Here is a 20,878-nt window from a genome sequence, read left to right on the forward strand (position 1 = left end):
ACTAGGCGTTAGTTAACTCTTCATCGGGGTGCATCACCGCTTGAATGGTTAATCTTACCTCTGGTGAAATCAATGACGTTAGCAAGCCTGCCAGTTGTTCAACTGGTGCTGTTACTGCGTGGCATTCATCATTGAGGTAGCCTTCATTATGAAGCGTTTTCACTAGAATACTAAACACCCCTTTATCGAAAAATTCGGGGGCATTAATACCATGTAAACGACTTAAGCGTTGCGCCAAAACCTGACTGTGCTGCTCTAAATCTGTTTTTGGCAATTGCGGATCAGCATTTAATAATGTCAATGCAATAGCGTAACGCTGCAAAGTTTCTGTAATGGTACGTGCTAACAGCTGTAATGGCCCAATACGGGCATTATTAATCGCAATGGTTTCATCATTAATCAGCAGTAATCGTTGGCGTACGAGTTCAGCAATTAAACGATCAATTTCTTGTGGCAATTGTTCAGTGTCAAAGCGTAAGAATAACTCGGCTTTTAGGAACGGATACAGTAATTCGACCTGCTGATGAATCTCTGCGCGGGTTAAAGATTGCTGTTGTACCACGATATGAGCAATCAATGATGGTAGCGCAAACAAATGGATAATATTGTTACGGTAGTAGGTCATTAAGATTGATTGCTCACGATCAAGTGAGATAATTTCACCTAACACGTCACGTTCAACCAGGAATTTATCCATGGTGATAGCATGATCAACCATCTGGGTGGCGTTATCTTTTGGTGTGGTGCAATGTTTTGAATATGGCGCATTGCGCAGCAGTTCAAGGTAACATTCAATTTGCTGTTCTAATGAGCTGCGACTTAATGCACGTTGGCGTGAGGCCAGTAGTGCCAGCGCACATAATGTTAGGGCATTGGTTGCCGCTGCATCATTAATGTGAGTCATCATTTTAACCGCCAAATCATTCACTGCAGGAGAAAGCCAGCTTGGACGTTGCGGTTCGATCGGATTAATATCTTGGTGCCAATTAGGCACGTTATCATTTAAATATTGATTGAGTGATAACGGCTCACCAAAGTTAACGTAACCTTTGCCGAAGTTGCGTAATTTACGCAGAGTACGCAGCACTTGGCCGACATTTTCTTTTTCTTTGCGTTTACCTTGCAGTTCTTTGGCGTAGGTACCGACTTCCATTACATGCTCATAACCAATGTAAACCGGCACTAAGGTTACTGGGCGATTTAAGCCACGTAACATCGCCTGAATGGTCATTGATAGCATGCCCGTTTTGGCAGGAAGTAAGCGGCCTGTGCGTGAGCGTCCACCTTCACTGAAATACTCAACCGAATAACCTTTAGCAAATAACTGCGCTAAATATTCACGGAAAACGGTTGAATAAAGGCGATCGCCTTTAAAACTACGACGAATAAAGAATGCACCACCACGGCGGAAAATAGGTCCGGCAGGGAAGAAATTAAGATTAATACCCGCGGCAATATGCGGTGGCACTAAACCTTCTTGGTACAGAACATAAGACAGTAGCAAGTAATCCATATGACTACGGTGACAAGGCACATACACAATTTCATGGCCATCTTGCGCTAATCGACGAATACGCTGCGCATTGGTAATACTTAGGCCTTGGTAGAGCTTATTCCACAGCCAGCCTAAGAAGCGCTCACCATTTTTAATTAATGGATAAGAAAAATCAGCTGCAATCTCTTCCATCATTGCAATCGCTTCACGGCGAACTTTTTCTACTGGCACTTGGCGGCTTAATGCTTCTTCTTGTACCACTTTATCTATCGCTTTTGATGCCAATAAGCGTTTGAAAAGTTGTTTACGATCTGGCAATCGTGGTCCTGATGTCGCGAGTAATTGACGTGAAAAGTGAATCTTAGCCACTCGTGCTAATTTTTGTGCAATCGCATCATCAGTGCCGTGATTATCAGCCATATAGCGTAAAGATACCGGAGTACTCAAACGGACTAAGCAATCTCGACCGTGACCCAAAATAGCCCAGGTTTTTTTAGGGCCATTTAAAGGGCGTAAAATAGGCTTAGTTTTTGACTCTTTACCCGGTGCTCGACCCCATAAAATCGATGCAGGAATCAATTGAATATTTAATTCACTATCTTGTTTATGTAATTCTAATAAATCACAAAATAGCGTAATAGAATCTTGTGGAAGCCCGGCTTTATTGCCAAAAATACTTGGGCTTTCAGCAACACAAACACAACGTGGAAATGATTGGCCATTAATGTCTAACGGCGATAGTGGATCAGGTAAACCTGATGCTAGCGCACTGCTACGTAGAGTTAATAGATCAGTATTAGAACGGTACGGCAATATATAGACGATTGGGCGCGCTAAATCGAGTTCTAAGTCAGCAACTGGATCTGATGGAATCGAATGAGGTTTTACCAACAAAGAAAGTGGCAATTTTAATAATTGTTGATAGATTTTCTGCCCGCTTGACATAGATATAATTAGCCTCTGAACCTTAATACGCTGCACAATAGCAGAAAAAAACCGCTTTCATGCAGGAGATATGCGGTAAATAAGAGCTAAAATACCACTTTTTTGACTCAGTCATGGTTTATTTTTATGACAACTTTTGGATTGAAAAACGATCTGGCATGACCAGTTGAAGAAAGATGATTGATTCTGTTGGAATTATTGCCACAAACAATAGCATTATATTTTTTAATCCAAGTGACTGAATGGCTTTGAATTCCTACTCAAATTGCTGTTTTCGTAAACAATTGGCTTTTATTGTCTTTGAACACTGGATATACTCACAGCAACTGTATAAAAAGACAGGTGACTCATGAAGCCGTTAACGCCGCGACAACAACAAGTCTTTGATCTTATCAAAGCAAAGATCGATGACTGTGGAATGCCACCAACACGTGCAGAAATCGCGCGTGAACTTGGCTTCCGTTCTGCCAATGCGGCAGAAGAACATTTAAAAGCTTTAGCCCGTAAAGGGGTATTAGAAATTATTCCTGGTGCCTCACGCGGGATTCGGTTATTAATTGCCGACGATATAGCAGAAGAAAAAGGCTTACCGTTAATTGGCCGTGTGGCCGCAGGTGAGCCTATTTTAGCGCAAGAGCATGTTGAAGCGCATTATGAGGTTGATCCAACCTTGTTTAAACCTCGCGCCGATTTCTTATTGCGTGTGAATGGTATGAGCATGAAAAACATCGGCATTATGGACGGTGATTTACTGGCGGTACATAAAACTCAAGATGTACATAATGGTCAGGTTGTTGTTGCTCGTGTTGATGATGAAGTCACTGTTAAGCGACTTGATAAGCAAGGTATTAAAGTGCTGCTTCACGCTGAAAATGAAGAATTTTCACCGATTGAAGTCGATTTAGAACACCAGAGCTTAACCATTGAAGGTATTGCTGTTGGCGTGATCCGTAACGCGGATTGGATGTAACTATCCGCTAACGACAGATTGAGTAGACACCAAATAAGCGTAGCGCATTAGCTGCGCTTTTTTTTTGTCTCGTAAAATGATTTATGACGATTTTGTTACTTATATCATTGGCTTATCTAGTGAATTGTTAGTAATTATTTGTTGGTGATTTTTTGCGCTATTGCTGTTTAGTGCCTAAGTTAAATAGAGAGGAATGTTATTTTAGCTTTGCTGCGGACGGGTAAATTTGTCGCTGTATGTGCAGGGTAAGGCAAGCTGTAGTCGACAAAGGAGGTCAGAACGATGTTACGTAAACTGATCGGCAGTAGTGGATTAATCCTATTTTCAGCCCCACTGCTGGGTGAAACCATACAACTTAATATGACACCAGGCGTTACGGCAATAAGCCAAGATGTGTTTGGTTTACATATGACAATTCTGTATATCTGCATTGCTATTGGTGTGGTGGTATTTGGGGCCATGTTTTGGTCTATTTTTCACCATCGAAAATCAAAGGGTGCCGTTGCTGCGTCTTTTCATGAAAGCACTAAAGTTGAAATTATTTGGACATTAATTCCGTTTGTTATTTTGATTTTGATGGCCATTCCCGCGACCAAAACATTATTAGCCATGGAAGATCCGTCTAAATCTGATCTCACCATTCAAGTGACGGGTTCACAGTGGAAATGGCATTACCGCTATTTTGATCAAGATGTTGAATTTTATTCACACCTCGCGACGAGTGCAGCTCAAATTGACAACCTTCGGCCTAAACGGGCTAATTATTTATTAGAAGTGGATTACCCCTTAGTGGTTCCGATCGGTAAAAAAATTCGCTTTTTAATTACCTCGCAAGACGTGATCCACTCGTGGTGGGTACCGGCGTTTGCGGTCAAAAAAGATGCTAATCCCGGTTTTATTAATGAAGCATGGACGCGTATTGATGAGCCGGGGATTTATCGTGGTCAGTGTGCTGAGCTGTGCGGTAAAGATCATGGTTTTATGCCGATTGTAGTGATTGCAAAACCGCAAGCTGAATACGAACAATGGCTGCAACAAACGCAAGCGACCCAACGCCAAGCACGAGAACAAGAACAGCAACTATTGGATATGGTAATGCCAATGGATGAGTTGATGGCACTGGGTGAGCAAACCTATAACAGCCGTTGTGCGATGTGTCACCAAGCTAATGGCGAAGGGATCCCTGGCGCTTTTCCTGCATTAGCCGGACAAGGAATGTCGATTGATCCCAAGCAAAAAACTGAGCATATCAAGATTGTAGTTCATGGCAGTACGGGCACTGCAATGCAAGCATTTGGTCCGCAATTAAGCCTAAAAGAATTAGCTGCGGTGATCACCTATGAGCGTAATGCTTGGGGGAATAATACCGGAGAAACCGTACAAGCTGCGGATATTGAGGCGATTAAAACTGGTCAGTAGTGATAAGGAATAACGAGCATGACGGAGACAGTGCACCAGCAACCAGCCATAGAACACCATGAGCATTATCCAGCCAAGGGGATTAAGCGGTGGTTATTTACCACTAATCATAAAGATATTGGCTCATTGTATTTGCTATTTAGCCTGTCGATGTTCTTTATTGGCGGGGCGATGGCAATGGTGATTCGAGCGGAGTTATTTCAGCCCGGATTGCAATTGGTTGAACCGAACTTTTTTAATCAAATGACCACAGTTCATGGTTTGATTATGGTGTTTGGTGCGGTAATGCCGGCCTTTACAGGGCTTGCTAATTGGATGATTCCATTGATGATTGGCGCGCCAGATATGGCTCTGCCACGAATGAATAATTGGAGTTTTTGGATCCTACCGTTTGCGTTTAGCTTGTTATTAGCATCGTTATTTATGGAAGGGGGCGGGCCTAATTTTGGGTGGACATTTTATGCACCGTTGTCGACTACCTATAGCCCTGCAAGTACTGGTTTGTTTGTGTTTGCGATTCATATTATGGGTATCAGTTCGATCATGGGGGCAATTAATGTGGTGGTGACCATTATTAATATGCGCGCACCTGGTATGACTTATATGAAAATGCCGTTGTTTGTGTGGACGTGGCTAATCACGGCATTTTTATTGATTGCAGTAATGCCAGTGTTGGCGGGTGCTGTCACCATGGTATTAACTGATAAATATTTCGGTACCAGTTTCTTTGATGCTGCTGGTGGTGGTGATCCAGTGATGTTCCAACACATATTCTGGTTTTTTGGTCATCCTGAAGTTTACATTATGATTTTGCCGAGTTTCGGTATCATATCGGCGATTATACCTGCTTTTTCACGTAAGAAACTCTTTGGTTATAGCTCAATGGTGTATGCCACCGCCTCAATTGCTGGATTGAGTTTTTTGGTGTGGGCGCATCATATGTTTACCACCGGTATGCCAGTTGCCGCTGAACTTTTCTTTATGTATTGCACCATGCTGATCTCAGTGCCAACAGGGGTCAAAGTGTTTAATTGGGTTGCGACCATGTGGCGTGGTTCGTTGACGTTTGAAGTTCCGATGTTATTTGCGATTGCGTTTATTGTGTTATTTACCATCGGTGGCTTTTCAGGATTAATGCTAGCGATTACTCCGGCAGATTTTCAATATCACGATACCTATTTTGTGGTGGCCCATTTTCATTATGTGTTGGTATCAGGCGCGATTTTTTCAATTATGGCAGCAGCCTATTATTGGTTACCTAAATGGACTGGGCATATGTTCAATGAACGCTTAGCGCAGTGGCATTTTTGGTGCTCATTAATTTCAGTCAATATTCTGTTTTTCCCAATGCACTTTCTTGGCCTTGCTGGTATGCCGCGTCGTATTCCTGATTATGCGCTGCAGTTTGCTGATATTAATGCGGTGGTGAGCGTCGGTGGATTTTTATTTGGCTTGTCACAATTATTATTTGTCGCGGTGGTGGTGAAGTGCATTCGAGGTGGAGAAAAAGCAGCCTCAAAACCTTGGGAAGGGGCTGAAGGTTTAGAGTGGACGGTACCGTCTCCGGCGCCATATCACACCTTCTCAACCCCGCCTAAAATTGATTAGCGGAGGTTGATATGGAGCCGCAATCAAGACGTTCGGTGATTGGATTGGTATTTGCAGCTATAGCAATGTTTGGGTTCGCGTTTGCATTAGTGCCTTTATATGACGTGTTTTGTGATATTACCGGTATTAATGGCAAAACGGCGACAACGCCAACGGCGGCTAGCGATAGGGTTGATCGAACTCGAACCGTGACGGTGGAGTTTGTTGCTTATATTAATCCAGATGTGAAGTGGCAATTTACACCTCAGGTAACGCAAGTGAATGTTCACCCAGGGGAGACAAAAATCATTAACTATCAGGCAAAAAACCTTAATCCTCAACCATCTATCGGCCAAGCTGTACCGTCTGTAACTCCAGGGATTGCCGCACAATATTTTAATAAAATTGAGTGTTTTTGTTTTAACCATCAACCATTAGCTGCAGGTCAAGAGGCTGAGTTGCCGCTGGTATTTTATGTCGATCCTGATCTACCGCGTGATATTGAAGTCCTTACATTGGCATACACCCTTTATGACGTAAGTGCTACTGCGCAACCCCTTACTCAATCTAATGAGCAAGATAATGAGGTGAAAAATGTCGAACTCTTATGATGATTCTAAGCAATCTACGCTAGCAAACCCTGATGAATATTATGTACCAGAGGCGAGTGGTTGGCCTATTTTAGGGGCGGTGGCATTGTTCTTAATTGCCTTAGGTGCAGGAGCGACCGTTGGTGATTTATTGGCGGGGCAAGGGCCGTGGATTTTATTAACCGGAGTTGGATTAATTTTAATCATGCTAACCGGTTGGTTTCGCGATGTGATCATCGAATCTATGGGGGGCTTATACAGTACTCAAATGGATCGCTCGTTTCGACAAGGCATGAGTTGGTTTATTTTCTCGGAAGTGATGTTCTTTGGCGCATTTTTTGGAGCGTTATTTTATATACGTATGATTGCCGTACCTTGGCTCGGTGGTGCCAGTAATAATGCCATGACCAACATTGTATTATGGCCGCATTTTGTTGCCGATTGGCCACTGGTTGTAACCCCTGATGGTACTGAAACTCAAGCAATGGGGCCGATTGGATTACCGTTATATAACACCATTATTCTGCTCACTTCATCCATCACGCTGCATGTTGCGCATCTGGCGCTAGAAAATAATCAACGGCGTCGATTAAGCCTGTTTTTATTAGTCACAGTGTTACTTGGTGGAGTGTTTGTCTATCTTCAAGCGGTGGAATATATCCACGCTTATCGTGATCTTAACTTACGCCTCGAGAGTGGTGTTTACGGTAACACCTTCTTTATGTTAACTGGCTTTCACGGTGTCCATGTCACTTTAGGGGCGGTGTTATTGTTCATTGTTTGGTGCCGAGTTTTAAAAGGACACTTTACCCCTCAGCACCATTTTGCTTTTCAAGCAGGTGCTTGGTATTGGCATTTTGTTGATGTGGTGTGGTTATGCTTATTCGTGTTTGTTTATATTTTATAGCCCATTAAGCACGATCTTAAGTAGCTCAACAAAAGTGAGTAAAGCGAGGGTGGTTAAAGCGTATAAGGATCAGGGTTAGGTTGAATAATACCGGTCATTAAAGCAATAACGAGTAATCCAAACAAAATGACCGCAATCAGTAACCGTCGCCCAAGATAATATGATAGCGGTCGTGATGATTGCGCTTTTAACATCAGTGGCAGAGCACGAAATAGATAAATAATCATTAGCAGTAATAAGATGATAAATAACAATTTAATTAGCATGTTAGATGCTCCTCAAGTGGCTATTTAAAGCATAGCGGGTTTTAACTGTTAGCGATAAAAGGATACTTAATGATGCGATCTATCGCTTTTATTATGTTTACCATTGCCGTTGTTGCTTTGTTATTAAAACTGGGGTGGTGGCAAATGAGCCGTGCCAATGAAAAGCAGCAGTTACAATCGCAAGTAACGACGCGGCAGCAAACGGTGTTGGTTGATTTAGCCAATCTGCCGCTGCAACCGCTATGGCATAGCATTACCATTGAAGGTGAATTTGATAATAGTCGCCCGATCTTATTAGATAACCAGCTTTACCGTGGCCGCCCGGGCTACCATCTTTACTTGCCTTTTGTGAGCCAGCAACAACGAGTATTAGTTAACCTCGGTTGGATTGCTGCTCCACCATATCGAAATATATTGCCGACGTTACCGACCTTTAATGGTCGTCAAATCATTACTGGTGTGGTTGCTCCAGCGCAGCAGTTATTACAATTTAAGCCGGATAATGCTGATAATCAATGGCCATTACGAGTGCAAAATATTGAATTAATTTGGCTAACTCAACAGTTACAACAACCACTATTACCGTGGATTATTCAAATATCACCCTCAAGTCCTATCGCATTAACGCAAACATGGCAGCCAGTCGTGATGGGACCAAAGAAACATTATGGCTATGCAATGCAGTGGTTTTTACTCGCGATTGCAGTGGTTTTTATGTCTTTATTATGGCTACGCAGGGAGCAAGCTGTATGAAAAAATATCAGATATTATTAGTGGTCGGATTGGTGTTTGCGTTACCGATAATCATAGCGAAAGTGATGTTACACCAGCAGTGGTATCAAGGTGGTGTCACAAATCGTGGTCAATTATTACAGCCAGCAGTCACCATTGCTGAATTTGCGCTACCGCAGACATGGCAACTAATTTATCGGCTTCCTGCGCGTTGTGATGCACATTGCCAAGGTGCGTTATTTAATTTGCGCCAAGTGCCACAAGCAGCCGGAGCTGATAGTCATCGGCTACAGAGTGTCGTATTGGTCAGTAATGATAATAGCGCTGCAACATCATTGCTGCAGGGGTTAGAACAGCGCCAAATAGAGACTTCGCTACAGCAACAGTTAGCACAATTAGAATATGGTTTGGCAACCATTTATATCGCTGATCCTCACGGTAATATGCTAATGGCTTATCCATTGGTGACGGGTGAACAACAGATATTACGTCAAGGAAAAGATGTTTTGCGTGATTTAAAACGGTTACTAAAAGTCTCAAAAATAGGTTAAGTCATTGCTGTCATTAGGGAGGATAACGAATGATTACTACCACTAATAATGATCGATATTTCTTTTTTTTAGTCAGTTTTAGTTGTGTATTGTCAGTAGCTGTCGTGGCTCTCGGGGCGTTTACTCGGCTAACGGAAGCAGGGCTAGGTTGCCCAGATTGGCCAGGTTGTTACGGTTTTTTAACTGTGCCTCAAACCGCACTTGAGCAACAAACTGCCGCTACATTTTTTCCTCAAACACCGTTAGAACCTCAAAAAGCATGGAATGAAATGTTGCATCGCTATATTGCAGGTAGCTTAGGTTTATTCATTGCTGCTATTAATATTATGGCGTGGCGAAAACCATCGCGACCGAAACTATTACCATCATTGTTATTATGTATGGTGGTCGTACAAGCCTTATTGGGTATGTGGACCGTGACGTTAGTGTTGATGCCAGCTGTAGTCATGGCGCACTTATTAGGTGGCTTTTGCATTGTGAGTTTATTGTGGCTATTGCGGTTACAACTTCAATCGCCACCCTCAATCATAACCAAGATTGCAGCCAAACCCTTACGTCGGTTACGAATCGCAGCGATCATCAGCGTTATAGTGGTTTTTTTTCAAATTGCTTTAGGTGGATGGACTGCGGCGAACTATGCCGCATTGGTGTGTAGTCAACTGCCGATTTGTGAAGCCAATTGGCAACAATTGTTTGATGCAAAAGCTTTTTTATTAGTACAGCCACCGCATGATAGTTATCAATATGGCGTGCTTGATTATGGCCAGCGGGTGTCGATTCATGTGGTACATCGTATTGGCGCCATGATTACTACGGTAGTGGTATTAACCATGGCATGGTTATGTTGGTTACAGCACTCATTACGACGTTATAGCTTTGGGTTAGTGCTGTTGTTGTTAGTGCAAATTGCACTTGGAGTGACAAATGTGGTGGCCAGTTTACCGCTAGCAGTCGCTGTTGCTCACAATGTTACTGGTCTGGGTTTGTTAGTAATGATGGTGAGTGTGAGTTATCGAGTAGGAGTGGGGTCTCGACGGTCACGTACTATAGTGCAGCCATTACCGCAGGAGTAATCATATGGATAAATTACAATGGCTTGAACGCAGCAGTGGTGTGACATTAACCACTGCTGCGTGGCGAGATTATTTAACCATGACCAAACCGAAAGTGGTGGCAATGTTATTGCTGACGGCATTGGTTGGTATGTGTCTTGCGGTGCCAACGGTACCCTCGTTCAAAGTGGTGGTGCTGGGATTGGCTGGGATTGGCTTACAATCCGCTGCTGCCGCGGTATTTAATCATGTGCTTGATCGGCGTTTTGATGCTCAAATGGCACGAACTTATCATCGACCATTAGCAAAAGGGCGTATCGTAACAGTCAATGCAGTGTTGTTTGCAAGTCTGTTAATGGTGTCAGGATTTCTTTTACTGTGGCAGCTAAATCCACTGACGGCATGGTTAACGATGGCAAGTTTAGTCGGTTATGCGCTGGTATATACCGTATGGTTAAAACACGCTACGCCGCAGAATATTGTCATTGGCGGCTTAGCTGGAGCAGCGCCGCCATTATTAGGTTGGACAGCAGTGACAGGCAGTGTGAGTCCTCATGCGCTGTTATTAGTGATGCTGGTTTTTGTATGGACACCGCCGCATTTTTGGGCGCTGGCAATTCATCGTCGTGATGATTACGCCAAAGCGGGTATACCGATGTTACCGGTGACGCATGGGATTGAATACACCAAAACCATGGTGCTGTTTTATACCTTATTGTTGTTTGCGGTCGGGTTGTTACCATGGCTAACTGGCATGAGTGGTGGGGTTTATTTAATTGGTAGTAGCATGTTAAACCTTGGTTTTATTGGTTATGCCATTAAGCTAAAATTTTTTGATAGCGCAGGTCATGCATGGGCAACATTTAACTATTCAATTTGGCATATATTAGCCTTGTTTGTGGTGTTATTAGTTGACCATTGGTGGTTAGCCTTTATACCTGCTTAATATTACTTCACAGGCTGAGCCTTTGTTATCTTAATCAGCCTGTTGTCACCCTTCTCAAATGGTAAACTGGTTCCTTACTTTGGAAAGTTAAAGGGAAGCCGGTGTTTGCTGCATTAAAAGATAAATCACTTCATTATCAGGTTTTCGCGTTAGCGCTGCCGATGGTGCTGTCTAATATTACCGTGCCATTGTTAGGATTGGTCGATGCTGCGGTTATCGGTCATCTTGATCAATCATGGTATTTAGGTGGTGTTGCTGTGGGTGGCACCATGATCAATGTGACGCTGTGGTTGCTGGGTTTTTTACGCATGGCAACCACAGGCATTACTGCTCAGGCGCAAGGCAGCGCTAATAAAGATGCTCAAGCGGTTATTTTTGTTCAAGGCATGGCACTTGCATGGCTATTGGGTGCAGTATTGGTGGCATTACACCAACCAGTAAGTCAGCTCATTTTTCATTTTAGTAGCGCTGGCAGTGAAGTGAAATTATATGCGAACCAGTATTTCTCGACCCGTATTTGGGGCGCACCTGCGGCTTTAGCTAATTTTGTGATCATGGGATGGTTGTTGGGCATGCAAAATGCAAAATTACCAATGTGGTTACTTATTGTAACGAACGTCGTCAATATAACGCTAGATTTAGTATTTGTGCTGGGTTTTGGGTGGCAAGTGCAAGGTGCCGCAGCAGCATCTGTTATCGCTGATTACAGTGGCATGATATTGGGCTTATGGTTTGTCGCTCAACAATGGTTACGTTTAGGTTTACCGCCACTAAAACAAAAGCTGACCAGTGTTCGTCATGGTATGGGGCGATTACTAAAGCTCAATCGCGACATCTTTTTACGCAGCTTATGTTTGCAAGCGACATTTACCTTTATGACCTTTCAGGGAGCACATTTAGGCGATAATGTGGTGGCAGCCAATGCGGTATTAATGAGTTTTTTAATGCTGGTGTCTTATGCGATGGATGGCTTTGCCTATGCAATGGAGGCCTTGGTCGGAAAAGCCGTTGGGGCTAGAAATAAGGGCCAACTTGAGCGTTATTTGGTTGGGACAACATTTTGGAGTTTATTAATTTCATTAGGATTAACCGCTATTTTTGCTGTTTTTGGCACTCAAATAGTTGCAATTATTTCTGATATTCCTGCAGTCCAACAACAAGCCGATAATTATTTGCCGTGGTTAACAGCAGTGCCGCTAGTCGCGATGTGGTGCTTTTTATTGGACGGGGTCTTTATTGGTGCGACACGTGGTAAAGATATGCGTAATAGCATGTTTTTAGCAACCTGCGGATTCTTTGTGATTTGGTGGTCAATGAGCAGCTATGGTAATCATGCTTTATGGGCGGCGATGGTGGGTTTTATGGCGTTGCGAGGGGCGATATTAGCTGTGATATTTATTTCGCAATGGCGGAAAAACATATTTTTACCACACACTTTATAAACAACCAGTTATCATTTTTGTGAATGGAATTGACGTTTTTTTACACAAAAAAGGCTTTCAATCATGATTATGATTTGCTTAAATGCGTTCACTTATTATCCAGGTGGTGCAAATGACAAACAAGATTATAGGTTATTTATTGTTGGTGCTGAGTTTAACTTTCAGTGTTCATAGCTATGCCAACAGTTTTAAAAAATTGAATGTTACCGCAACAGCATATAATTCAGTGCGAGCACAAACAGATGCTAGCCCTAATATTGCAGCTTGGGGAGATCGTTTAAAGCCGGGCATGAAAGCTATCGCTGTTTCTCGGGATTTACTTAAAATGGGGTTAAAACGTGGCTCTAAAGTCAAAATCTCAGGTTTACCCGGTGAATATGTGGTACTGGATAAAATGCACCATCGCTGGAGTCGTAAGATTGATATCTATATGGGTAAAGATGTTAGAGCGGCTAAAAATTGGGGTAAACGACGGGTAACTATCACGGTTGTTAGAACATAATTCTATTTAATAGCGCTATTAATGCTCTTTAAACATATTATTGACGGCAGGTTTTTGGTTTAATACGCAGCTTTGACTTCCAAGGCATTGTATAAAATGAAAAAATCGATATATTTTGTGGTGCTTTTATCACTGCTTTTTAGCTTGCCTAGCTATGCTGGTTCGATAAAAACATTGCAGGTTACTGCAAGCGCTTACAATTCAGTACGGGCGCAAACCAATCATCAACCTAATCTGACCGCTTGGGGAGTGCGATTAAAGCCGGGTATGAAAGCTGTCGCAATATCACGAGATTTACTTCAGAAAGGATTTAAAAAGGGCACTCGAATTAAAATTCAAGGCTTAACTGGTGAGTATATTGTGCTGGATAAAATGCACCGTCGTTGGCGTAATAAGATCGATATTTATATGGGTAACGATGTAAAAGCGGCTCGTAAATGGGGCAAGCGTACGGTCACTATTCAAATCCTAAATTGATCGTTCAATAATAAAAAAGCCGCACTTTAAATGCGGCTTTTTGCTATCTGCTGCAATTGTGGCTCTATACCATTAATAGTAAGAGTGATCGCCACGAGCGTGATCAGTAATATCACGTGCGCCGGTTAATTCGCCTTCAAATTGCACTAGTAGCTCTTTCTCAATGCCTTCTTTTAGCGTTACATCAACCATAGAACAACCATTACAACCACCACCAAATTGAAGAATAGCAACACCATCTTCAGTGATTTCAGACAGGGACACGTGACCGCCATGACCTGCAAGTTGGGGGTTAATTTGAGTTTGAAGTACGTAATCAACACGTTCCATCAATGACGCATCATCAGCAACTTTACGCACTTTAGCGTTAGGTGCTTTTAATGTTAGCTGTGAACCCATTTTGTCAGTGACAAAATCAATTTCAGCGTCATCAAGGAAGGGAAGGCTTAATTCGTCGATAAAAGCAGAAAATAGCTCAAGTTTCATTTCCGTATCACTTGCTTCAACCGCTTCTGGTGGGCAGTAGGATACGCCACATTCAGCACTTTGGGTGCCTGGGTTTACAACAAAAACACGGATATTAGTACCCTCAGGCTGCTGGGCAAGAAGCTTGCCGAAGTGCTGCTGAGCGCTTTCAGTAATAGTGATCATGGACACGATGTAATACCTGACTTATTTAGTAAGTTTTATTCATTCTACTCTTTGTGAGTCATTGTCGCATCTTTAAAGCGACATTTTTTATTTGACCACGTTTTATTAATTAATGCGCGTCTTTTTTATACAAGATTAATTAACTGATTGTTCAGTATGACATAGCGCATAAATATCAACACGTTTAACGCCACGCTGCAGCAGTAATTGGGTTAATTGATCGACTGTGGCACCAGTGGTGACGACATCGTCAATGATAGCGACATGATCAGGCAAACAGCACGGGTGTAATTTAAAGGCATGCTTAAGATTGTAACGGCGCTGATTTTTAGTCAGTTGCTGCTGAGGCGGTGTATGGCGCAGTCGTTGAAAAGCATGTTGATTAACTTGGCTATGTAAAATAGCAGCTAATGCTAATGCCAATTGATGGCTTTGATTAAACCCGCGCAGGCAGTAGCGTCGCCAATGGAGTGGAACTGGTAACAATAGTGGAGCAGGGTCAGTAATTTGGTGAGCGAGTTGTTGTGCCAGTGGCTGAGCTAACCAAAACTTGCCATAAAATTTAAATTGATGGATCAGTTGCTGTAATGGTGGCCGATATTCACCTAAGCGATAGAGGCGATGCCATCGCGGTGGCTTGCTTAGACAGCGACCACAATTAGTAACGCTATGCAACATGGTGGTCCCACAATGTTGGCAATAGGGCTGGGTTGGAAAGTGGCTAATACAATGGTTGCACCAATACTGTTCGGTGTGAGTGAGTGGCAATTGGCACAGCGAACAATGTCTAAACAATAATCGATGGTATAAATTATCTCGCCATGATGGCACTCTATTTGGCATCATTATTACTCATAAACAATCGATGCAGGGAACTATAAATGACACCACAGCTTAATTGGTACAGTGAAGGTCAAGGGCCTGATCTGGTTCTCATTCATGGATGGGGAATGAATATCGGCGTATGGCAAGATGTGATCCCGATGCTCAGTCAGCATTATTGTGTCCATTGGTGCGATCTACCAGGTTATGGTGATAACGGCGGTATTAGTGCGACTTCATTAACTGACATTGTTGAACTGTTATTAGCCCAAGCGCCGCCAACTGCAGTGTGGTTAGGTTGGTCATTAGGTGGAGTGATTGCGACACAAGCGGCACTAACGGCACCATCAAGAGTGACCAAATTGATTACTGTTGCTAGTTCGCCATGCTTTATGTCACGAATGGATTGGACCGGTATTCAGCCACGGGTGTTGGCGAATTTTCAAACCCAACTAGTGACTGATTTTGCCATTACCATTGAACGGTTTCTGGTGTTGCAGGGCTTAGGGAGTCGTACTGCAAAAGAAGACATTCGACAATTGAAAGCAGCAGTATTATCAAGACCACAGCCGCAATTAGCTGCGTTAACACTTGGGCTGGAATTATTAGAAAATGTTGATTTACGACCATTATTAGTGGAATTGTCACAACCGTGGTTACGTTTATATGGACGATTAGATGCGTTAGTGCCGATTAAAACTGAGCCTGTATTAAGTGCCCAATATCCTCATTCACAAAGCTATGTTTTTGCTGATGCATCACATGCACCGTTTATTTCTCATTTGGATGAGTTTATTGCTGTTGTGAGTGATTTTATTGGTTAACTGCTGCTGCGGAATGCGAGAGATAAGGGCATTACGCAATGATTATTGAGGTAAATAATTATCGTAGGCGGTCGATATAGTACCTAGGATGTTATAACGCGTTTTGCATAGCAACGGTGGGTTTTTCAAGATGGTGATTGCTCCATTACAATCAAGTGTGCCGGTATTAGCGACAACGGTTAATCCATTAACAGATCAAGTGGCGCGAGATAACCGTGTGCGTGAAAAAATCATACCTGTGGTTGAGAGTAGTGCCGCGACAGCAGAAAAATCCCTGACGGCAGAAGAAAAACAGCGTAATAAGCCCAGTTGGGATGCAAGTGAGCACCCTGATTATTCGCAATCACAGCCGAAACTATTTGAGGGCTATCAACGCCAATTAGCTCAAATTGTGCGAGTGTTATCGTTGGATAATTACGTTGCGCCAGCTGCAGATCTCGGTTATTCGATGCACATTGAGTTACCACGTGAGTTGTTAGCGCAGCTAGCATTGATCAGTGATAGTGAGCGCACTAAAGGAGTCGTCAGTCATCATTATGCTCAAGCAACACTGCCTAATCCACCGACGCAGTATTTGACGGTTATTTAAACTCACAGCCAGACGGGGAGTCTGACTGCGAGTATGTCGCTCATTCTTTAGCGTTTAATCGTGATTATTTTTTCTTAGCATTGGCAAACGCAGCCGCAAAAGCACCGCCCATAGGAGGGTTGTTTTTGGATGCTGGTGGCGTATGTTGACGCGTTTGTTGCGATGATGGTTGTTGACGAGATGCCGTGGTGTTAGTGGTTTGGCGAGTTGGTTTTTCTTGACCAGGCTCATCACTTAAACGCATCGTCATCGCAATACGTTTACGCTGAACATCGACTTCCATCACTTTAACTTTCACCACATCACCGGCTTTAACCACTTCACGTGGATCTGAAATAAATTTATCAGATAGGGCAGAGATATGGATCAAACCATCTTGGTGAACACCAACGTCAACAAAAGCACCAAAGTTCGTCACGTTTGTGATCACGCCTTCTAAGACCATACCAGGAATTAAGTCTTTTACTTCGTTGACGCCATCAGCAAAGGTTGCTGTTTTAAATTCAGGGCGAGGATCTCGACCAGGTTTATCAAGCTCGCTAATGATGTCGGTTACCGTAGGTACACCAAAATTAGTATCAGTGTAGTCCGCCGCTTTTAAGCTGCGTAGGAAATCGGTATTACCGATGATCGCATTAACAGGTTTATTGTTAGCTGCTGAAATGGCTTTCACCACCGCGTAAGATTCAGGATGAACCGCAGAGCCATCAAGTGGGTTTTTGCCGTTCATTATTCGCAAGAATCCAGCACATTGCTCAAACGCTTTTGGCCCTAAACGCGCCACTTTTTTAAGCGCAGTACGACTATCAAAGCGGCCATTTTCATCGCGATAATTAACAATATTTTGTGCAATGGTAGTATTTAAGCCAGCAACGCGCGTGAGTAGTGCAGCAGATGCGGTATTGACATCAACACCAACGGCGTTCACACAGTCTTCGACTACCACGTCCAAACGTTTAGCCAGCATGCTTTGACTAACATCATGCTGGTATTGACCAACACCGATTGATTTGGGATCGATTTTAACGAGTTCTGCTAGTGGGTCTTGCAGACGACGGCCAATTGAAACGGCACCACGAATGGAAACATCTAGGTTCGGGAACTCTTTCGCTGCCAGTTCTGATGCTGAGTAGACAGATGCGCCAGCTTCACTGACCATCACACTTTGTACTTTAAGCTGATTGTCTTTAATCAGTTTAGTGACAAATGCATCTGTTTCACGTGAAGCAGTGCCGTTACCAATCGCAATTAAGTTGACGTTATGTTTATTAATTAACGCCACGACTGTTTTGGTTGATTCGACAATTTTGTTATGTGGCTGGTGTGGATAGATAGTGGCGGTATCTAATACTTTGCCGGTTTCATCAACCACTGCAATTTTACTACCGGTACGTAAACCGGGATCGAGCGCCAGTGTGACACGAGGTCCTGCTGGGGCTGCCATTAGCAAGTCATGGAGGTTATCGGCAAATACTTGAATAGCACCGTCTTCGGCTTTTTCACGTAAAATACCCATCAGTTCAGTTTCCATGTGCATTAAAATTTTAATGCGCCATGCCCAGCTGATCACTTGTTTGCGCCATGCATCTGCAGCTTGAGTGCCTAAACTAACGTGGTAATGTTCAGCAATAATCACTTCACAATATGAACTACGAACAGCTTGTTCGGTATTAGGATCAGCGTTGAGTGACAGTTGTAAAAAGCCTTCATTACGACCACGGAATAATGCCAGAGCGCGGTGCGATGGAATATTTTTTATCTGCTCGTTATAGTCGAAATAATCTTTAAACTTAGCGCCGTTGTGCTCTTTACCTTCAATAATACGTGAAGTGAGTTCGGCGTGAGTATTTAACTGGCGGCGAATTTTTTCAAGCAATGCTGCATCTTCAGCAAAGCGCTCCATCAGAATAGCGCGCGCACCGTCAAGCACAGCTTTGCTATCTGCAAAACCTTGCTCAGGATTTAGGTATTGTAGTGCCGTTTCTTCTGGTGAATGCTGTGGTTGACTCCATAGCAACTCTGCAAGTGGTTCAATGCCAGCCTCAATCGCAATCTGTCCCTTAGTACGGCGCTTTTGTTTATAAGGCAGGTAGAGATCTTCAAGGCGGGTTTTACTGTCAGCACTATTAATCTCAGCTGCCAATGCTGGTGTCAGCTTACCTTGTTCTGTGATTGATTTTAGAATCACCTGACGGCGGCTATCGAGTTCACGCAGGTAGCTTAAGCGTGATTCTAAATGACGTAGTTGGGTGTCATCCAATTCGCCAGTGACTTCTTTGCGGTAACGGGCAATAAAAGGCACCGTATTACCGTCATCAAGTAGGGTAACTGCAGCATTCACTTGTTCAGTGCGCACATTCAGTTCTGTGGCAATCTGTTGGTTGATAGCGTTGCTCATCCGTTGATATCTCTTGTTGATCGTTAAGCTTCCATTCTACGGCTGAATCTTGATCTGGCAAGTCAGCCGCGGTGAAGAGTGTGTCAGGCTGTAATAGCGTTATTGGGTTTGATAGCGAATGTGATTAATAAACCACATCTTTTTACCTAGCGGTGTCGTTACCACGGTATCGTCGTCCACTTGTTTACTGAGCAATGCCCGTGCCATCGGTGAATCTATAGAAATGTAATCATTGCGGCCATAGATTTCATCTGGACCTACAATGCGAAATGTTTTTTGTTCTCCAGCTTCATTTTCAATCTCAACCCAAGCACCAAAAAACACCTTGCCGTCTTGTTGAGGGGAATAATCAATGACTTTAACCGCTTCTAAGCGTTTACGTAAAAATCGTACTCGGCGGTCAATTTCACGTAGCCGCTTTTTATTATATTGGTAATCCGCATTTTCACTGCGATCACCTAAGCTTGCTGCCCACGTTACTTTTTTGGTGACTTCTGGGCGTTCTTCACGCCATAAGTAATTGAGTTCTTGTTCTAATTTATCAAAACCTTCACGGGTGATTAAGTTAGTTCTCATCATTATTCTCAAGCGATTGTTTGGCATTGTTCTATCATTGCTGAGTCAAAATAGAAAGTCGGATGATAATAAATTGCGACCTCTCAATAGTGGCGGGTTGATGATGTCGATACGTTGTAGCAGATAGTGCCAAAGGTGAAATGTTATGGTGTTGATATAGCAAATTAATCTCTCAAGTAAAACAGTATTCAGAGTTGAATCTCCATGCTATAAAGACATAGCAAAACAGTGGCGATTGAATATTTACGTGATGTTAATAACCCAATCATGAGACTAATTAGCATGTTATAATTTATTTCTGGTGATGATTATTATGTATCGATAATTATCGCTATTGTTTGTTAAATAAAGCGTTAGTTATTACGACTCGCGTACACTTAGTAACAACTTGCTATCGTGATCGATGAAGGTGAAAAATGCAGGAAAATTATAAGATATTAGTGGTCGATGACGACATGCGTTTACGAGCGTTGCTTGAGCGTTATCTTTCTGAGCAAGGATTTCAGGTACGCAGTGTTGCTAATGGCGAGCAAATGGATCGTTTACTGGCGCGTGAAACATTTCACCTAATGGTATTAGATTTAATGTTACCAGGTGAAGATGGCTTATCTATCTGTCGCCGCCTACGTAATGCTAACAACATGCTACCTATTTTAATGCTGACAGCAAAAGGCGATGAAGTTGATCGTATTGTTGGCCTTGAAGTTGGTGCCGATGATTATCTGCCAAAGCCATTTAATCCGCGTGAATTATTAGCCCGTATTCGTGCGGTATTACGTCGTCAAACAATTGAAGCTCCGGGCGCACCTAGTGTCTCAAGCAAAGTGATTGAGTTTGGTGAGTTCCGTCTTAATCTTGGCACCCGTGAAATGTTCCGCGGCGATGCACCAATGCCACTGACATCGGGTGAGTTTGCAGTATTAAAAGCCCTTGTTACTAATGCGCGTGAGCCAATGTCACGTGACAAGTTAATGAATATGGCCCGTGGTCGAGAATACTCGGCGATGGAACGTTCGATTGATGTGCAGATTTCACGTTTACGCCGCATGGTAGAAGAAGATCCGAGTCGCCCGCGTTATATTCAAACGGTATGGGGTTTAGGGTATGTTTTCGTACCTGATGGTCGTGAGGCGTAAG

At 43.1% G+C, this 20,878-nt stretch carries 21 protein-coding genes; 15 read left to right on the plus strand and 6 right to left on the minus strand.

All coding sequences use genetic code 11. From position 1 onward, the window contains the following. Position 1 precedes the first annotated feature (1 nt). The gene (gene plsB, locus G6R09_RS13815; protein ID WP_065169243.1) at positions 2-2,440 is read right to left on the minus strand and encodes a glycerol-3-phosphate 1-O-acyltransferase PlsB; all 2,439 of its coding nucleotides are present in this window, start codon (positions 2,438-2,440) and stop codon (positions 2-4) included. Positions 2,441-2,789: 349 nt separating this feature from the next. On the opposite strand from plsB, the gene lexA reads away from it, so the two are divergent. The 5 genes from lexA (at position 2,790) to G6R09_RS13840 (ending at position 7,913) form a co-directional block, all read left to right on the plus strand. Beyond that, on the plus strand, positions 2,790-3,410 hold the full coding sequence (lexA, locus tag G6R09_RS13820; protein ID WP_065169244.1) for a transcriptional repressor LexA: 621 nt from the start codon (positions 2,790-2,792) through the stop codon (positions 3,408-3,410). A 282-nt stretch (positions 3,411-3,692) separates the two neighbouring features. Then, complete coding sequence (coxB, locus tag G6R09_RS13825; protein ID WP_065169245.1) at positions 3,693-4,829, plus strand: cytochrome c oxidase subunit II; 1,137 nt, start codon at positions 3,693-3,695, stop codon at positions 4,827-4,829. An 18-nt stretch (positions 4,830-4,847) separates the two neighbouring features. Beyond that, the gene (gene ctaD, locus G6R09_RS13830) at positions 4,848-6,437 is read left to right on the plus strand and encodes a cytochrome c oxidase subunit I (protein ID WP_163923100.1); all 1,590 of its coding nucleotides are present in this window, start codon (positions 4,848-4,850) and stop codon (positions 6,435-6,437) included. Positions 6,438-6,448: 11 nt separating this feature from the next. Then, positions 6,449-7,027 (plus strand): cytochrome c oxidase assembly protein, encoded by a 579-nt coding sequence (locus tag G6R09_RS13835; RefSeq protein ID WP_163923102.1) that lies wholly within the window; start codon positions 6,449-6,451, stop codon positions 7,025-7,027. Beyond that, entirely contained in the window at positions 7,011-7,913 is a 903-nt protein-coding gene (locus tag G6R09_RS13840) for a cytochrome c oxidase subunit 3 (protein WP_065169248.1), read from the plus strand. The genes G6R09_RS13835 and G6R09_RS13840 overlap by 17 nt, the downstream gene beginning before the upstream one ends. A gap of 53 nt (positions 7,914-7,966) precedes the next feature. Here G6R09_RS13840 and G6R09_RS13845 read toward each other — a convergent pair whose 3' ends face one another. Further along, a complete protein-coding gene (locus G6R09_RS13845) occupies positions 7,967-8,179 on the minus strand; it encodes a DUF2909 family protein (protein WP_065169249.1) in 213 nt (70 codons plus the stop codon). Between the two features lie 69 nt (positions 8,180-8,248). Here G6R09_RS13845 and G6R09_RS13850 point away from each other — a divergent pair, with 69 nt between their 5' ends. From G6R09_RS13850 to G6R09_RS13880, 7 genes are all read left to right on the plus strand, one after another. After that, a complete protein-coding gene (locus tag G6R09_RS13850; protein WP_304622189.1) occupies positions 8,249-8,932 on the plus strand; it encodes an SURF1 family protein in 684 nt (227 codons plus the stop codon). Further along, positions 8,929-9,462 carry a cytochrome oxidase gene (locus G6R09_RS13855; protein ID WP_087845731.1) on the plus strand — a complete coding sequence of 178 codons (534 nt, stop codon included), beginning with the start codon at positions 8,929-8,931 and terminating at the stop codon, positions 9,460-9,462. The genes G6R09_RS13850 and G6R09_RS13855 overlap by 4 nt, the downstream gene beginning before the upstream one ends. A 29-nt stretch (positions 9,463-9,491) precedes the next feature. After that, positions 9,492-10,535, plus strand: a complete 1,044-nt coding sequence (locus tag G6R09_RS13860; RefSeq protein ID WP_163923105.1) for a heme A synthase — start codon at positions 9,492-9,494, stop codon at positions 10,533-10,535. A 4-nt stretch (positions 10,536-10,539) separates the two neighbouring features. Beyond that, entirely contained in the window at positions 10,540-11,460 is a 921-nt protein-coding gene (gene cyoE, locus G6R09_RS13865) for a heme o synthase (protein ID WP_163923108.1), read from the plus strand. 101 nt (positions 11,461-11,561) lie between these two features. Next, positions 11,562-12,902, plus strand: coding sequence for an MATE family efflux transporter DinF (gene dinF / locus G6R09_RS13870; RefSeq protein WP_065169253.1), 1,341 nt, complete (start codon positions 11,562-11,564; stop codon positions 12,900-12,902). A gap of 112 nt (positions 12,903-13,014) precedes the next feature. Further along, a complete protein-coding gene (locus G6R09_RS13875; RefSeq protein ID WP_065169351.1) occupies positions 13,015-13,404 on the plus strand; it encodes a 3D domain-containing protein in 390 nt (129 codons plus the stop codon). Positions 13,405-13,500: 96 nt separating this feature from the next. Beyond that, the gene (locus G6R09_RS13880) at positions 13,501-13,881 is read left to right on the plus strand and encodes a 3D domain-containing protein (protein ID WP_065169254.1); all 381 of its coding nucleotides are present in this window, start codon (positions 13,501-13,503) and stop codon (positions 13,879-13,881) included. A 72-nt stretch (positions 13,882-13,953) separates the two neighbouring features. Here G6R09_RS13880 and nfuA read toward each other — a convergent pair whose 3' ends face one another. Further along, the gene (gene nfuA / locus G6R09_RS13885; protein WP_087845726.1) at positions 13,954-14,538 is read right to left on the minus strand and encodes a Fe-S biogenesis protein NfuA; all 585 of its coding nucleotides are present in this window, start codon (positions 14,536-14,538) and stop codon (positions 13,954-13,956) included. 129 nt (positions 14,539-14,667) lie between these two features. Then, complete coding sequence (locus G6R09_RS13890; protein ID WP_065169256.1) at positions 14,668-15,378, minus strand: amidophosphoribosyltransferase; 711 nt, start codon at positions 15,376-15,378, stop codon at positions 14,668-14,670. 35 nt (positions 15,379-15,413) lie between these two features. Between G6R09_RS13890 and bioH the strand changes: the two genes are divergently transcribed. After that, complete coding sequence (gene bioH / locus G6R09_RS13895) at positions 15,414-16,178, plus strand: pimeloyl-ACP methyl ester esterase BioH (RefSeq protein WP_065169257.1); 765 nt, start codon at positions 15,414-15,416, stop codon at positions 16,176-16,178. Between the two features lie 130 nt (positions 16,179-16,308). Beyond that, a complete protein-coding gene (locus tag G6R09_RS13900; protein WP_107204553.1) occupies positions 16,309-16,767 on the plus strand; it encodes an ATP-dependent Lon protease in 459 nt (152 codons plus the stop codon). A 64-nt stretch (positions 16,768-16,831) separates the two neighbouring features. Here the strand turns inward: G6R09_RS13900 and G6R09_RS13905 are convergent, their stop codons facing one another. Next, positions 16,832-19,165 (minus strand): Tex family protein, encoded by a 2,334-nt coding sequence (locus G6R09_RS13905; protein ID WP_163923111.1) that lies wholly within the window; start codon positions 19,163-19,165, stop codon positions 16,832-16,834. Positions 19,166-19,264: 99 nt separating this feature from the next. After that, positions 19,265-19,741, minus strand: a complete 477-nt coding sequence (greB, locus tag G6R09_RS13910) for a transcription elongation factor GreB (protein WP_060997755.1) — start codon at positions 19,739-19,741, stop codon at positions 19,265-19,267. Positions 19,742-20,157: 416 nt separating this feature from the next. Between greB and ompR the strand changes: the two genes are divergently transcribed. Then, positions 20,158-20,877, plus strand: coding sequence for a two-component system response regulator OmpR (ompR, locus tag G6R09_RS13915; RefSeq protein WP_060997756.1), 720 nt, complete (start codon positions 20,158-20,160; stop codon positions 20,875-20,877). Position 20,878 lies beyond the last annotated feature (1 nt).

Source organism: Photobacterium sp. Alg240-V54 (assembly GCF_900537155.1).
GTDB lineage: Bacteria > Pseudomonadota > Gammaproteobacteria > Enterobacterales > Vibrionaceae > Photobacterium.